Genomic DNA, 14,505 nt, shown 5'->3' on the forward strand with positions numbered 1-14,505 from the left:
TCAGGCGCCCTTGAACTGCGGCGGGCGTTTGGCGGCAAAGGCCGCACGGCCTTCGGCATAGTCATGGCTGGTGAGCGCGCGCCAGGTTACCTCATGCGCCACAGCCGGATCGTAGGCCTGCTCGGGCATGGCGATCATGTTGATAATGGCCTTGGAACCGGCAATCGAAAGCGGCGCGAGATGCGCGATGCCTTCAAGCCACGTGCGGGCTGCCGCGACGGGATCTACCTCGAGGCTATCGGCAAAGCCCGTTTCCAGCGCGCGCTCTGCGGTGAAGGGCTGCGCGGTGTAGAAAATGCGCTTGGCCTCGCTCACCCCGACGAGCGCGACGAGCCGTGCCATCCCGCGCGGGCTGTAGACAATCGAGAGCTTGGCGGCGGGAATCGAGAACTTGGCATTGCCCGCGACGAAGCGGAAATCGCTCGCCATCGCCAGATTGCAGGCCCCGCCGTAGCAATAGCCCTCGATCGCCGCGATGACCGGGCAGCCGAGACCTGCGATCGCATTGCAGGCTTCATCAACTGCGACTTCATAGGTGATGCCCTGCTCGGGCGTTGCGCGGGTCTGCTCGAAATCGCCGATATCCGCGCCTGAGGAGAAGCAGCCGTTCGCGCCTGTCAGCACCACGCCGCGCAAGTCAGGATCGGTGCCAAGCGCGGTGAACAGGTCGCGCAGGCCCTGCCACATCATGAAGCTGATCGAATTGTATTGCCCCGGCCGATCGAGCGTAACGGTGGCGATGGTGCCTTCGCGGGTGACAGTGACACCGGGAACTTCGGGAAGCGTCATGCCGTCACCGTGGTTTGCAGGGTTTCAAGGAAAGCGCGCTTGGCGGGCGGCAGAGGCACCGGACGCCGGGTTTCGGCATCGACGCAAACATGGACGAAGAACCCCTCCGCTGCAGCGAGCTCTTCGCTTTCAGCGAACACCCCGAGCTCATAGCGGATGCTCGATGTGCCGAGCTTGGCGACGCGCAAGCCCACTTCGACTGGCTGCGGAAACCCTACAGAGGCGTGATAGCGGCACCCGGTTTCGACCACGAGCGCGATCATCGATCCGGCTGCGGGATCAAGCAGCCCTTCCCCGATCAGCGTGGCGTTCACTGCCGTATCGAACAGGCTGTAATAGACCACATTGTTGAGATGGCCGTAGACGTCGTTGTCCATCCAGCGCGTCGCGACAGGCGTGAAACGGACATAGTCCGCGCGCTTGCCCCGCCCTGCCTTCGGCTCGCTCACGTCCATCTCCTGAATCGTTCAGATCAAGTTTGATTGCGCATTCAAACAATCGCACAACGCTAGTGACTTTCATTAATGGACTATGCTAGCACGCGTCAACCGAATTGACTCCGGCTGGACTCAAGCCGCCGCCGGACCGAGCAACCTGGGAAGAGGTGTCGCCGCATGAAGATCAACGCCGCCGTGTTGCGCGAAATGGGTGCCCCGAAACCCTATGCCGTTTCGCAGCCGCTGCGCATCGAGACGCTGGAACTGGGCGAGCCCGGGCATGACGAAGTGCTCGTACGGATCGCAGCGGCAGGCCTGTGCCATTCCGATCTTTCGGTGATCAACGGCAGCCGCCCCCGCCCGATGCCGATGGCGCTGGGCCATGAAGCCGCCGGCGTGGTGGTCAAGACCGGCGCGGGAGTGCGCGATCTTGTGCCAGGCGATCACGTGATCATGGTGTTCATGCCAAGCTGCGGTCACTGCCTGCCTTGCGCTGAGGGGCGGCCAGCGCTGTGCGAGCCGGGTGCAGCGGCCAACGGGCGTGGCAGCCTGCTCTCGGGCGCGATGCTCCTGGAACGCGAGGATCACTCAGCCGTTCACCACCATCTCGGCGTGTCGGCTTTTGCCGATCATGCCGTTGTCTCGCGCCATTCGCTGGTCAAGGTCGATCCGTCGATCCCCCTCGAAATCGCGGCGCTGTTCGGCTGCGCGGTGCTGACTGGCATGGGCGCAGTGGTCAACACGGCTCAGGTTAGCGCAGGGCAGAGCGTCGTCGTTATTGGTCTGGGCGGCGTCGGCCTTGCCGCGGTACTCGGCGCGGTCGCGAGCGGTGCGGCGCAGATCATCGCGGTAGATCTCTCCGAAGACAAAATGGCGCTGGCGCGAGAACTGGGTGCGACCGCAACGGTCAACGCCGGAGATGCCGACGCAGTCGACCAAGTCCGCGCGCTGACGCGCGGCGGGGCTGACTTCGCTTTCGAGTTCGCCGGGGTACTGCCTGCGCTTGAAAGGGCGTGGAAGATGACCCGACGCGGTGGCACCACGATTACCGCAGGTCTACCCCCGCCTGAGGCCGCACTTGGCGTCAATGTTGTCCAGCTCGTCGCCGAGGAGCGCGCGCTCAAGGGCAGCTACATCGGCACGTGCGTGCCGGTGCGCGACATTCCCCGCTACGTCGAACTTTACCAGCTTGGCCGTCTGCCGGTCGACCGGCTCATGACGGGCACGATCCCATTGTCCGAGATCAACGAGGGCTTTGACCGGCTGCACGAAGGCAGCGTCGTCCGCCTTGTCGTCACTTTCGGCGCCTGAGGAGAGACCGTAATGGACATGACCGGCGAACAGCGCATTCCAGCTCCACGCGAAGCGGTGTGGCGGGCGCTCAATGATGCTGACGTGCTGCGCCGCTGCATCCCGGGTTGCCAGGAACTGACCATGCATTCCGACACGGAAATGAGCATGGTTGCGGTGATCAAGGTCGGACCAATTTCGGCGCGCTTTCAAGGCGCGGTGACGCTCTCCGAGCTCGATCCGCCTAACGGCTACCGTATTGTCGGTGAAGGCCAGGGCGGCGTGGCCGGCCACGCGCGCGGCGGTGCGCTGGTCAAGCTGGTCGATGATGGCGAGGGCACGCTGCTGACTTATGTCGTCAGCGCGCAAATCGGCGGCAAACTGGCACAGCTTGGCGGGCGCATGATCGATGCCACGGCCAAATCGATGTCGGCAGCGTTTTTCCGCAAATTTGCCGAGGAAATTGCTAGCCCCACGGGGGCAGCGCCTCTGCCCCCTGCTGCTGCCGCGATCGCAGCGCCGGTTGCAGCTTATGCGCCTGCTGGCGTTCCCATGGCAGCACCGGCTTCCAACTGGGGCAGCCAGCTCGCCTATCTGCTGGCCGGGCTGGTCATCGGCTACATCGCGCTGCGTTTTGTCGGTGCGGTCCCCGGCGCACCAGCCGATCTGCACACACTGTTTGACCTCGCGCTGGCGGGCATTGCCGGGTTCTGCCTCGGCCGCCGCCCCACCGTCGTCATCCGTTCCTGAACATAGCCGCCAACGGCACCATAGCCCAGGAGAGGCCCGCCATGTTTCACGCCGAGCTGATCACCCCATTCGCCGCGTTGCTTGAACGCCATGCCCGTGAGCGCGGCAACAAACATGCCTACCGCGACAACACCCGCGCGGTTACATATGCCGACCTCTATCGGCGCACGGCCAATCTGGCCGGGCATATCGCGGCGCTAGGGCTGGAACCGGGCGACCATGCGGCAGTGCTGCTGCCCAATTCGGTCGACTGGATCGAGGCAACCATCGCCACGGTGCGCGCGGGCGGTGTGGCCGTACCGGTGAGCGCGGAAGCCACCCCCTCGGAAGTGCTCTACCGCCTTACCCACGCCGGGTGCCGGGTGGTGTTCACCAACACCGCCCTCGCCCCGGTGCTAGCCGAACTCGCCGGTGAGCTGCCCGATCTGCGCGCCGTCGTGATCGTCGATGCCGACCACACCAGCGCGCTCGAAATCCACCAGCACGCGCTCGACGTGCTGGCCGACCGCGCCCCGACCACTCCTGCGCGCGACCTTGACGACATCGATGTTCCCGCCTTCCTCGTCTATACTTCAGGCACCACCGGCAAGCCCAAGGGCGTGCAGCTTTCGTGCCGGGGCATGCTTTGGGTAACCGCCTCGTGCTGGGCCCCGGTGCTTGGGCTGAGCGAGAGCGACGTCGTGCTCTCTCCACTTCCTCTGTATCATTCCTATGCGCTCAATCTCTCAGTGATCTCGATCCTCGCGACCGGCGCGACGATCCATCTCATGGAGAAATATTCGACCACCGAGGCGCTGCGGTTGCTGGAAACGGGTGAGTTCACTGTGATGCCGGCGGTGCCGACGATCTTCCACTATCTGATGGAAGCCGCGCTGGCTAAGGGATCGACCGCGCTGAATGGCCTGCGCGCCTGCGTGTCAGCGGGGGCGATCATGCCCGCCACGCTCAACACCGCGTTCGAGCGCGCCTTCGGCGTGCCGCTGCTCGATGGCTATGGCATTACCGAGACCTCGACCATGGTGACGATGAATCCGCAAGGCGCGCGAGTCATGGGCTCCTGCGGTCTCCCCTTGCCCGGCCTTGCTGTGCGGATCGTCGATCCCGCCAGCCTTGCCGATTGTGCGCCGGGTAGCGAGGGCGAACTGATCGTGCGCGGCCCCAATGTCATGCTTGGCTATCTCAAGAACCCTGAGGAGACCGCGCGCGCTGTCCGCAATGGCTGGTATCATACGGGCGACCTTGCCCGCGCCGATGCCAATGGCTTCATCACGATCACGGGGAGGATCAAGGAACTGATCATCCGCGGCGGGCAGAACATTGCGCCTGCCGAGATCGAGGAAGTCGTGCTGGGGCTCGAAAGCGTGGCCGATTGCGCCGTGGCCGCCCTACCCGACAGTCAGCTGGGTGAAGTGCCCGGCCTCTTCGTTGTGCCGCGTGGGCCCGATTTCGATCCGGCAGAAGTGCTCGCGCACTGCCGCAAGCATCTCTCGAGCTACAAGGTTCCAGCCTCCGTCCATGTCATCGCCGAAGTGCCGCGCACCGGTTCGGGCAAAGTCATCCGTTTCAAACTCAAGGAGATGGTCGCGGACTGACCGCGGATCGTTCTCGAAAGGGCTTCACTATGTCGCATGATCCCGTTGTCATTGTTGGTTATTCACGCACCCCGATGGGCGGTTTCCAGGGCGACTTCGCCGGGGTGAAGGCGACGGATCTCGGCGCCGAGGCCGTCCGCGCGGCTGTAGAGCGGTCAGGCGTAAATCCCGACACCATCGACCGCGTCTACATGGGCTGTGTCCTGCCCACAGCGCTCGGCCAGGCTCCGGCACGTCAGGCGACATTGGGTGCCGGCCTGCCGCTGTCGGTCGAGGCGACCACGGTCAACAAGATGTGCGGGTCGGGCATGCAGGCGGCAATCATGGGCTACGAGGCGCTGGCGGCCGGCACCGTCGACATGGTGGTGGCAGGCGGCATGGAGAGCATGACCAATGCCCCTTATGCTCTTGCCAAGCACCGCTCCGGCGCGCGGATCGGCCACGACACCATCGTGGACACGATGATGCTCGACGGCCTTGAGGATGCCTATGAGCCGGGCAAGGCTATGGGCGTGTTCGCCGAGGAAGCCGTGCGCGACTACCAATTCACGCGCGAGGAACAGGACGACTACGCGCTGCGCTCGCTGAGCCGGGCCAAGACGGCCATCGCCGAAGGCTGGTTTGTTCGCGAAATCACGCCCGTCACCGTTTCCACGCGCGGCGGCGATCTGGTGATCGACACCGATGAGCAACCGGGCAAGGCGCGGCCTGAAAAGATCCCGCAGCTCAAGCCTGCCTTCGTCAAGGATGGCACGGTAACTCCGGCCAATTCGTCCTCGATTTCAGACGGTGCGGCTGCACTCGTGCTCACACGGCAGAGCATTGTGGACCGTGATGGCCTCACGCCAATTGCCCGCATCGTTGCGACCGCATCGCACGCGCAGGCCCCCAACAAGTTTGCTTCAGCCCCCGTCCCCGCGATGCGCAAGGTCCTGGACCGGGCTGGTTGGAGCGTTGCCGATGTCGACTTGTTTGAAGTGAACGAGGCTTTCGCCGTGGTCGCGATGATTGCGGCCAGGGAACTGGCAATTCCGGCGGACAAGCTCAACGTCAATGGCGGTGCGTGCGCGCTTGGTCATCCGATCGGCGCATCGGGCGCGCGGATCATTGCCACGCTGCTGAACGCGCTCGCAACACGCGGCCTCAAGCGCGGGGTTGCCTCCCTCTGCATCGGCGGCGGCGAAGCCACGGCCATTGCTGTCGAACTTGTCTGAGAAGGAACACCGATGAATCTGGTCAAACTCGACTGGCACGATACCGTTGCCATCATCTCGCTAAACCGCCCCGATGCCGCCAATGCGATCAGTATCGAATTTGCCGAAGCGCTGCGCGGCGTCGCGCAAGAGGTTGCAGGCGAAGGTCGTGCGCGCGCCGTGCTGCTTCGCGCGGAAGGTAAAATGTTCAGCGGCGGCGGCGATGTTGGCTCGATGCTGACCAAGAAGGCCGAACTCGACAAGGACGCCTATGGTGCGTTCTTTCAATCACTGGTGAACGGCTTTCACGAGGCGGTCCGCGCGCTGCGCGCCATCGATGCGCCCCTGATTGCAGCGGTCAATGGCACAGCTGCGGGCGGCGGCATGAGCCTAGCGTTGGCCTGCGATCTCGTCCTGGCCTCGCCGAAGGCCAAGTTCGTACCGGCTTATCCCGGGATCGGTCTTTCAACCGACGGCGGCATGAGCTGGTCCTTGCCCCGGATCGTCGGGTCGAAGAAGGCCATGCAAATGCTGATCGAAAACCGGCCAATTGGCGCGGACGAGGCCCTGCAGCTGGGCCTCATCTCGAACCTGCTCGACGAAACAGACTTTGATACCGCTGCGTTGGCGCGGGTGGAAGCGATTGCACGCCTGCCGCGAAAGGCGATTGCGGGAATTCGCAAGCTGATCGAAGACAGTGCGGGCGTCTCTCTTGAGCGTCAGCTCGAGATGGAACTCATGACAATCGGACGCCTAGCGACTGCGCCCGATGCGCTGGAAGGACTCGATGCCTTTGCCGCACGCCGCGCGCCTCTCTTTACCGACTGAGTGAGTCGTTGCCGCAGATCGCCTCTGGGCAGCATCCTCTTGCGCCGCTACTTGCAGGGGGCGGCGCAAAGGATGGGTTCGGTGCGTGAGATGACGGTCAATGCGCGCATGATCAGAAACTGTTCGGTCGAGCGAACGCTGACGATCGTCTCGGACACCTGGACGTTTCTGGTCCTGCGCGAATTCTATCTTGGCGCACGCCGGTTCGATCAGATCCAACGCGTGCTTGGTGTGCCACGCAGCACGCTGAGCAGCCGCCTTGGCGCGCTCGCCGAACATGGCGTGATCGCCAAAGTGCCCGATCCGGAGCGCAGCAACCGCCACGAATATCGCCTGACTGAACGGGGACGCGAGCTCTATCTCGTCATGCTCAGTCTGCTTCGCTTCGGTGACCGTCACCTGCATGGCGGCGCACCAGTGCCGCTGCGCCTCACCCACCGCACTTGTGGCCACGTATTCCAGCCCGAGACCGCCTGTTCGGCCTGCCGTGCCAATATCGAAGCGACCGAGGTCACATATCGTGACGGCCCAGGGGCCGGAACCAGCCCGGCCCCGGTTCAGGCGCAGCGCCGCCGGCGCGGCGAGCCGGGCGCCTTCGAGCGCAGCCGCCCGTCTTCGGTTTCGCGCACACTGGAAATCATAGCCGACCGCTGGACCTTCCTGATCCTGCGCGAATTGTTTCTGGGCTCGCGCCGGTTTGATCAGTTTGGCGCGCAGCTTGGCGTCGCCAGCGCGATCCTTGCGACGCGGCTCAACCGCCTGACCAAGGCAGGAATTATCCGGCGCTCCAAGTATCAGGATCTACCCGAGCGCTTCGAATATCGGCTGACCACCATTGGCCGCGATCTCTATTTGCCGATGATCCAGATGCTGCATTGGGGCGATCGCTGGCTGAGCCACCCCGCCCCCATGATCCTCACGCACCAGACCTGCGGACAGGACTTTGTGCCGCAGATCGTTTGCAGTTGTTGCCGCGAGGACATCGTGGCGCACGATGTCCGCTATGATCTCAATTATGCGGTGGCATCGCCCGATGTTGCAGCCTCGGCCCGGACGCCGCAGAACACGATGTTGAACAATTCATCGCCGAACGAGCGCGCGAAATTTGAATCGAACCCGGCCGATCCTACAATCGGCTCAAGCAGGCGGCGCCGCGCGACGAGGTGATCACCAGTGCCGACCAGAATGAAATAGAGATGGACCGGGTCAATCCGGCGAAACACACCCTCTGCCACACCCTGATCGATCAGGCGGCGATAGAATTCGATCACTCGGCCGACATAAAAATCCGAAATGCGCCGCGCCTCTTCCTCGGGCGAAGCCTCAATCAGGTGATGCAGCAGGCGGTCAAGATAAGGTGTCTTGGTATAGGTCGTGACGATGCCGCGCACATGCAGGCGCAGCTTATCCGTCGCCGACATTGTCATGTCGGCAAGGCCATTGATTTGCGTCACATAATGCGTCGAGCTATATTCCAGCAGGGCGGCGAGCAAGCCATGTTTGCTGCCAAAATGGTACTGCACAAGCGCCGCACTCATTCCCGACCGCGCACCAACTTCAGCCTGCGAAAACTCGAGATTTGAACGCTCACTCAGCAGTTCAGCCGTTGCATCAAGCAAGGCTTTCTTAGTGACTTCGTCCGTCCCGGTGCGGCTCGTCGGAGCGGACTCCTTGGGCTTTTTGGAACTGCCCGCACGTCCTGCCATTGCCATTCCTTGCCTCAACCTGCCGCCTGGAATCTTGAACCAGCACAAAAACACCAGCGGGAAACGGATCTATGCTCACAATCGGGGCGAGGGTGTCAACCCCAGCACAGCCTGTCAAACGGGGCAATCGCGTCAATCTGAATGAATTTGACTGCTCATTCAATCAAGCGTAACGGGCGTTATCCTCGCAGCGGCCGCCGTGGCCCGCGCATACCTCAGCTTCGGAGTCTGGCGATGCTCAAGACCGCAAACCGTGCCATTTTCAGCGAAGATCACCACATCTTCCGCGACAGCGTCCGCAAGTTTTTCGACACTGCCCTTGTCCCCAACCTCGACCGCTTCGAGGAAGAAGGTGTGTGCGACCGCGCGTTCTGGAAAGCCTGCGGCGAAGCCGGCATTGTCAGCCCGTCCGTGCCCGAAGCCTATGGCGGCCTTGGCCTCAACTTTCTGTTCAACACGGTGATCACCGAAGAAATCAGCTACGCCGGCTCGTCGGCCGGTGTTGTTCTGCAAAACGATGTCTGCACCGACTACTTCGTCCACTTCGGGACCGAAGAGCAGAAAGCCCGGTGGCTGCCGGGCATGGTGACAGGCGATGTGATCGTCGCCATCGCGATGACCGAGCCAGGTACCGGGTCAGACTTGCAGGCGATCCGGACCACCGCGATCCGCGAGGGCGACGAGTACGTCATCAACGGCTCGAAGACCTATATCACCAACGGTGTTCAGGCTGACCTCGTCATTCTCGTCGCCAAGACGGATCCCACCGCCGGGGGCAAGGGCATCAGCCTGATTCTCGTCGAGACCAACCGCGAGGGCTACAAGGTCGGGCGCAAGCTCGACAAGGTTGGCCAGCGCTCGGGTGACACCGCAGAGCTGTTCTTCAACGATGTGCGTGTGCCCGTCAGCAACCTGCTCGGCCAAGAAGGGCGCGGTTTTGCCTGCCTCATGAACTCGCTGCCGCAGGAGCGGCTCTCCATCGCGGTGCTGGCGCAGGCTGGCGCGCAGCGTGCATTTGACGAGGCGGTCAAGTTCACCAAGGACCGCAAGGCGTTCGGCACGACCGTGTTCGATTTCCAGAACACGCGCTTCGAGCTCGCCGACATGGCGGCCAAACTTCAGGTCGGCTGGGTTCACCTTGATTGGGCCATCGCGCGCCTTGTCGCGGGAAACCTCACTGCGGTCGAAGCCTCTGCCGCCAAACTTTGGCACAGCGAACTGCAGGGCGAGATCTGCGATCGCTCGCTGCAACTGCACGGCGGCGCAGGCTACATGAACGAGTATCCGATCGCTCGCCTGTGGCGCGATGCTCGCGTCTCGCGGATCTATGGGGGCACCAGCGAGATCATGAAGGAAGTGATCGCCCGCTCGATCTGATCCGCACGGGGCCTGAACGGCCCCGGCGGCTGAGCCAGCGCGCGGGGCACCAGATCAAGGAAGAGAAAAGACCATGGATATTTCTGGGATTGCCGCCGTTGTGACCGGCGGTGCCAGCGGCCTTGGCGAGGCGACTGCCCGCGCACTTTCGGCTGCAGGCGCGAAAGTCACCATTTTCGATCTCAACGAAGCGGCAGGCACGGCCATCGCGGCGGAAATCGGCGGCGCGTTTGCCGCTGTCGACGTGACCAGCGATGACAGCGTGGTGGCGGGCTTTGCCCTTGCCCGCGCGGCCCATGGGCAGGAGCGCATTCTGGTCAATTGTGCCGGGACGCTGGCCGCAGCCAAGACCGCCGGACGCGACCGCAAGACCGGCGATATCGTGCATTTCCCGCTCGACACATTCGAGCGCGTGATCCGCATCAATCTGGTCGGCACCTTCCGCTGTATCGCCAAATCGGCTGCGGGGATGATCGCGATTGATCGACTAGCCAATGGCGAGCGCGGCGTGATCATCAACACGGCCAGCATCGCTGCTGAAGACGGACAGATGGGCCAGGCGGCCTATTCTGCGTCGAAGGGCGGCGTCGTCAGCCTGACCCTGCCGGTGGCGCGTGACCTTGCGGCTGAGGGAATTCGCGTCAACGCGATCCTGCCAGGGGTGTTCGATACGGCAATGATGAAGGGTGCGCCCGACAACGTGCGCGAGGCGCTCGCCGCACAGATTCCTCATCCCAGCCGTTTCGGCGATCCGGCAGAATATGCCGATTTCGTCCTCGGCATGATCCGCAGCAGCTACCTGAACGGTGAAGACATCCGTCTCGACGGCGCCGTTCGCATGGGTGCGCGCTGACATGGCGGGTGCGCTTGCCGGATATCGTGTGCTTGAATTCGCCTCGCTCGGACCCGGACCATTCTGCGGGATGATGCTGGCCGATCACGGTGCCGAAGTGATAGTCGCCTATCGCCCCGGCGGTGCGCCCGATCCGCGTGATCCGGTGTTTCGATCGCGCAAGCTGGTCGAGATCGACATCAAAACGCCCGAAGGCCGCGCGCAGGCGCTTGAACTCGCCGCGACGTGCGACGCAGTGATCGAAGGCTATCGCCCAGGTGTGATGGAGCGCGCCGGGCTCGGCCCCGATGACCTGCTCGCGGTCAATCCAAGGTTGGTATACGGGCGGATGACTGGCTGGGGCCAGTTCGGCCCCCTCGCCCCGACCGCAGGTCACGACATCAACTACATTGCGATTTCCGGCGCGCTTGGCAGCTTTGGACGAGCGGGTGAGCGCCCGGTTGCCCCGCTCAATCTGGTTGGCGACTATGGCGGCGGCGGGATGATGCTGGCGTTTGGCATCGTCACCGCACTGCTCCATGCGTCGCGCACAGGCGAAGGCCAGGTGATCGATTGCGCAATGACCGATGGTTCGGCCGCGCTGATGGCACTGATCTGGGGCGCGCGGGCAACCTGGGGCTGGAAGGATGAGCGCGGTGTCAACATGCTCGACACAGGGGCGCACTTTTACGAAACCTATGAGACGTCCGACGGACTCCATGTCAGCTTTGGTCCGATCGAGCCGCAATTCTACAAGACCGCGCTAGGCTTGCTCGGACTGGCGGACGACCCGGATTTCGCCGCGCAAATGGACCAGGCCCGCTGGCCCCGGTTGAAAGAGAAACTGGCAGAGGTGTTCCGCACACGGACGCGCGACGAATGGACTCTGGTGTTCGAAGGCGCCGACGCCTGCTTCGCGCCAGTGCTCTCGCTTGATGAGGCTTACGCGCACCCACACAATGTCGCGCGCGGCACGTTCAGCGAGATCGAAGGGGTGCGCCAGCCCTCGCCCGCGCCGCGCCTATCTCGCACGCCTGCTGCAGCACCGCAGCGGCCATCAGCGCTCTAGTGATGTCTTTCATGCCGGCTCACCCTTGCACCAACCGCCGACACCGGACCTGGAACGCCGAGGATCACGACCAGAGCCGAACGTTTACGAGGTAACATTCTGAAATGTCGCAGTTGCCACACCTAGCAGAGCCGATTGCCTCCTCGCGTTCGATCAACCCCGCGACGGGGCAGGAGATCGCGCGGTACCCGTGGCATACTGATGGGGAGATCGAGGCGCGCCTTGCCGCGGCAGCCAAGGCGTTCGCCATCTGGCGCCAGACGCCGATTGCCCAACGCGTAACCGTGTTGGCGCAATTGGGCGCTATACTGAAGCGCGATTGCGAGGCTCTGGCTGAGTCCATAACGTTGGAAATGGGCAAGCCGCTGGCACGCGCCAAGGGCGAAGTGCTGAAATGCGCTGCGCTGTGCGAATGGTATGCCGCGAACGCTGAGCGTTTGCTGGCGGACGAACTGGTCGATCTCGGCGGCGATGGCGATGCCCGGGTCCGCTATGAGCCGCTAGGGCTGGTGCTGGGGGTCATGCCTTGGAATTTCCCACTCTGGCAGGTTCTGCGCGCAGCGGTTCCAGTCCTGGTTGCTGGAAATGGCTTCCTCCTCAAGCATGCCGACAACGTGCAAGGCTCAGCCCTCGCACTGGAAGTGGCATTTGCGCAAACCGATGCTCCAAAGGGCCTCTTTGCAAACCTCAATCTCGACCGCAGCCAATTGCCCAAGCTGATCAGCGATCCGCGTCTCGTGGGCGTATCCGTCACGGCAGGCGTTGCCGCCGGCTCGGCCATTGCGGCAGAAGCCGGGAGGAACCTCAAAAAATCGGTGCTGGAGCTGGGCGGGTCTGACCCCTTCATCGTATTGGCAGACGCCGATCTCGATCTGGCCGTACCGGCTGCCATTGAGGCACGCTTCCAGAATTCCGGGCAGGTTTGCATCGCGGGAAAGCGGATCATCTTAGAAGCACCGATAGCCGAGGCGTTCACCGCACGCTTTCTTGATGCAGCAAGCAAACTGCGGGTGGGCGATCCGCTTGATCCGGACGTCGACCTGGGTCCCCTTGCCCGCGCCCGGCAGCGCGATGAACTCACAGCACAGGTCGAGCGCAGTGTGGCACTCGGTGCAAAGCTCCTCTTGGGTGGTACTACGCCCGCAGGGCCTGGAGCCTTCTATCCGCCTACCGTGCTCGGTCATGTCACCTGTGACATGCCGGTCTTCACCGAGGAGACCTTTGGTCCGGTCGCGGCGCTGGTGATAGCTGCCGATGAATACGCCGCCATACGGCTCGCAAATACGTCAAATTTCGGGCTGAGCGGGTCGCTTTGGTCCAGTGACGTAGCGCGCGCGCAGGTGCTCGCCGAACGAATTGAGACGGGAGGCTTGTTCATCAACAAGGTCGCCGTTTCAGACCCGCGTGTGCCCATCGGCGGAATCAAACAAAGCGGCTATGGCCGCGAACTGTCGCATTTCGGCATTCGCGAATTTACCAACGCCAAGCTCATCTGGGCTTCACACTAAGGTGGCCTTCGCGGTGCTTCACGGCATTGCATGTTTTGTGGCCTCGACGCCGAAAAGGTCTGCTGCGGCCTTTCCTGCGCAGGTGGTCAAACTCGAACTTCGTCTGCGGGCCGAAGGATGTGCCGATCACCTATCGCTGGGAAGATGGGTTGGTTGATGTCGCCGCCTGACGCCGAAAGGAGTGCCTCCATGAAACGCCGCGAGATTCTGGGATCAGCCAGTGCCGCCATGATCGGTGCGCTGGGAGCTACTGCCACTGCAAAAGCACCTGCCCCCAACACGCGGTCGAAGACATTTCTATTCGTGCACGGTGCGTGGCATTGCTCGATCCACTGGGGCCTAATCGTCGAGCGCCTGACCGCGATGGGCCATGTGGCGGCCGCAATCGACTTGCCCGGCAGCGGGCTCAAGGCCGCCTACCCGCAGGCATACCTAGCGAACGACCCCGCCGCCTTGCAGACCGAGTCTTCGGCGCTGCGCGATATCGGGCTGGACGACTATACCAATGCCGCCGTCCGGGCTCTGGAAGGGCTGGCGCGCGAACATGGCAAAGTTACCCTGGTAGGCCACAGCTTCGGCGGCCTGACGATCACCCGTACGGCGGAGCGGCGGCCCGATCTGGTTTCGCGGCTGGTCTACCTCACCGCGTTCTGCCCGGCGCAGCGGCCAAGCGGCGATGCCTACGCGATGCTGCCTGAGAACGGCTCCAGCCTTATCGGCCCTGCCATGATCGGTGATCCGGCCAAGATTGGCGCATATCGGCTCGATGCCCGCTCCACCGACGGGGCTTATCTCGAAATCTGCCGAAAGGCTTTCTACAACGATCTGCCGATGGATACGTTCCTGCGCTTTGCAGCCTATCTCAACGCCGATGCCCCGGCCAAAGCCTCTTCCGAGGATGCGCGGGGCACTACAGCCCGCTGGGGCCGTGTGCCAAGAAGCTATGTGCGCTGCACGCTGGATCAGGCGCTGCCGCTTGCGCTCCAGGACCGCATGATCCGCGAGGCTGATGCGTTGACCCCGTCGAACCGGTTCGACGTGCTTACGCTGGAATCGAGCCATTCACCCTTCGCCTCGATGCCCGACAAGCTGGCGAGCCTGCTGGCTGGCGTATGATCTACAGAACAAAAAGGA

At 63.2% G+C, this 14,505-nt stretch carries 13 protein-coding genes and 1 pseudogene; 11 read left to right on the forward strand and 3 right to left on the reverse strand.

Annotated elements, in window-relative coordinates; genetic code table 11:
* Together CFE35_RS09575 and CFE35_RS09580 are read right to left on the reverse strand one after the other, a co-directional pair.
* Positions 1-789: an enoyl-CoA hydratase-related protein gene (locus CFE35_RS09575; protein WP_292930363.1), complete on the reverse strand. Its 789-nt coding sequence runs from the start codon at positions 787-789 to the stop codon at positions 1-3.
* Entirely contained in the window at positions 786-1,238 is a 453-nt protein-coding gene (locus CFE35_RS09580) for a thioesterase family protein (protein ID WP_292930364.1), read from the reverse strand. The genes CFE35_RS09575 and CFE35_RS09580 overlap by 4 nt, the downstream gene beginning before the upstream one ends.
* 165 nt (positions 1,239-1,403) lie before the next feature.
* Between CFE35_RS09580 and CFE35_RS09585 the strand changes: the two genes are divergently transcribed.
* The 6 genes and pseudogenes from CFE35_RS09585 to CFE35_RS09610 form a co-directional block, all read left to right on the forward strand.
* Positions 1,404-2,537 carry a zinc-dependent alcohol dehydrogenase family protein gene (locus CFE35_RS09585; protein ID WP_292930365.1) on the forward strand — a complete coding sequence of 378 codons (1,134 nt, stop codon included), beginning with the start codon at positions 1,404-1,406 and terminating at the stop codon, positions 2,535-2,537.
* Between the two features lie 12 nt (positions 2,538-2,549).
* Positions 2,550-3,266: a carbon monoxide dehydrogenase subunit G gene (locus tag CFE35_RS09590; RefSeq protein WP_292930366.1), complete on the forward strand. Its 717-nt coding sequence runs from the start codon at positions 2,550-2,552 to the stop codon at positions 3,264-3,266.
* 41 nt (positions 3,267-3,307) lie between these two features.
* Complete coding sequence (locus CFE35_RS09595; protein WP_292930367.1) at positions 3,308-4,858, forward strand: class I adenylate-forming enzyme family protein; 1,551 nt, start codon at positions 3,308-3,310, stop codon at positions 4,856-4,858.
* Positions 4,859-4,887: 29 nt separating this feature from the next.
* Positions 4,888-6,072, forward strand: a complete 1,185-nt coding sequence (locus CFE35_RS09600; RefSeq protein WP_292930368.1) for an acetyl-CoA C-acyltransferase — start codon at positions 4,888-4,890, stop codon at positions 6,070-6,072.
* Positions 6,073-6,084: 12 nt separating this feature from the next.
* Positions 6,085-6,879: an enoyl-CoA hydratase-related protein gene (locus CFE35_RS09605; protein WP_292930369.1), complete on the forward strand. Its 795-nt coding sequence runs from the start codon at positions 6,085-6,087 to the stop codon at positions 6,877-6,879.
* A gap of 108 nt (positions 6,880-6,987) precedes the next feature.
* Positions 6,988-7,767: pseudogene (locus CFE35_RS09610) on the forward strand (helix-turn-helix domain-containing protein); the annotation flags it as partial.
* A gap of 125 nt (positions 7,768-7,892) precedes the next feature.
* On the opposite strand, the gene CFE35_RS09615 reads toward CFE35_RS09610, so the two are convergent.
* A complete protein-coding gene (locus CFE35_RS09615; RefSeq protein ID WP_292930370.1) occupies positions 7,893-8,585 on the reverse strand; it encodes a TetR family transcriptional regulator in 693 nt (230 codons plus the stop codon).
* Between the two features lie 234 nt (positions 8,586-8,819).
* Here CFE35_RS09615 and CFE35_RS09620 point away from each other — a divergent pair, with 234 nt between their 5' ends.
* The 5 genes from CFE35_RS09620 to CFE35_RS09640 all read left to right on the forward strand — a co-directional run bounded on the left by CFE35_RS09620 (position 8,820) and on the right by CFE35_RS09640 (position 14,487).
* Positions 8,820-9,962, forward strand: coding sequence for an acyl-CoA dehydrogenase family protein (locus CFE35_RS09620; protein ID WP_292930371.1), 1,143 nt, complete (start codon positions 8,820-8,822; stop codon positions 9,960-9,962).
* 73 nt (positions 9,963-10,035) lie between these two features.
* Positions 10,036-10,815: an SDR family NAD(P)-dependent oxidoreductase gene (locus tag CFE35_RS09625; RefSeq protein ID WP_292930372.1), complete on the forward strand. Its 780-nt coding sequence runs from the start codon at positions 10,036-10,038 to the stop codon at positions 10,813-10,815.
* A 1-nt stretch (position 10,816) separates the two neighbouring features.
* The gene (locus CFE35_RS09630; RefSeq protein WP_292930424.1) at positions 10,817-11,863 is read left to right on the forward strand and encodes a CaiB/BaiF CoA-transferase family protein; all 1,047 of its coding nucleotides are present in this window, start codon (positions 10,817-10,819) and stop codon (positions 11,861-11,863) included.
* A 104-nt stretch (positions 11,864-11,967) separates the two neighbouring features.
* On the forward strand, positions 11,968-13,371 hold the full coding sequence (locus CFE35_RS09635; protein WP_292930373.1) for an NAD-dependent succinate-semialdehyde dehydrogenase: 1,404 nt from the start codon (positions 11,968-11,970) through the stop codon (positions 13,369-13,371).
* 189 nt (positions 13,372-13,560) lie between these two features.
* Positions 13,561-14,487 (forward strand): alpha/beta fold hydrolase, encoded by a 927-nt coding sequence (locus CFE35_RS09640; protein ID WP_292930374.1) that lies wholly within the window; start codon positions 13,561-13,563, stop codon positions 14,485-14,487.
* Positions 14,488-14,505 lie beyond the last annotated feature (18 nt).

The sequence above is a fragment of the Novosphingobium sp. PASSN1 genome, from assembly GCF_002278815.1.

Excerpts from the sequence above, each read along its gene's own strand:
- CFE35_RS09575 (WP_292930363.1), bottom strand. The coding sequence starts at position 789 with ATGACGCTTCCCGAAGTTCCCGGTGTCACTGTCACCCGCGAAGGCACC.
- CFE35_RS09585 (WP_292930365.1), top strand. The coding sequence starts at position 1,404 with ATGAAGATCAACGCCGCCGTGTTGCGCGAAATGGGTGCCCCGAAACCC.
- CFE35_RS09590 (WP_292930366.1), top strand. The coding sequence starts at position 2,550 with ATGGACATGACCGGCGAACAGCGCATTCCAGCTCCACGCGAAGCGGTG.
- CFE35_RS09595 (WP_292930367.1), top strand. The coding sequence starts at position 3,308 with ATGTTTCACGCCGAGCTGATCACCCCATTCGCCGCGTTGCTTGAACGC.
- CFE35_RS09600 (WP_292930368.1), top strand. The coding sequence starts at position 4,888 with ATGTCGCATGATCCCGTTGTCATTGTTGGTTATTCACGCACCCCGATG.
- CFE35_RS09605 (WP_292930369.1), top strand. The coding sequence starts at position 6,085 with ATGAATCTGGTCAAACTCGACTGGCACGATACCGTTGCCATCATCTCG.
- CFE35_RS09615 (WP_292930370.1), bottom strand. The coding sequence starts at position 8,585 with ATGGCAGGACGTGCGGGCAGTTCCAAAAAGCCCAAGGAGTCCGCTCCG.
- CFE35_RS09620 (WP_292930371.1), top strand. The coding sequence starts at position 8,820 with ATGCTCAAGACCGCAAACCGTGCCATTTTCAGCGAAGATCACCACATC.
- CFE35_RS09625 (WP_292930372.1), top strand. The coding sequence starts at position 10,036 with ATGGATATTTCTGGGATTGCCGCCGTTGTGACCGGCGGTGCCAGCGGC.
- CFE35_RS09630 (WP_292930424.1), top strand. The coding sequence starts at position 10,817 with ATGGCGGGTGCGCTTGCCGGATATCGTGTGCTTGAATTCGCCTCGCTC.
- CFE35_RS09635 (WP_292930373.1), top strand. The coding sequence starts at position 11,968 with ATGTCGCAGTTGCCACACCTAGCAGAGCCGATTGCCTCCTCGCGTTCG.
- CFE35_RS09640 (WP_292930374.1), top strand. The coding sequence starts at position 13,561 with ATGAAACGCCGCGAGATTCTGGGATCAGCCAGTGCCGCCATGATCGGT.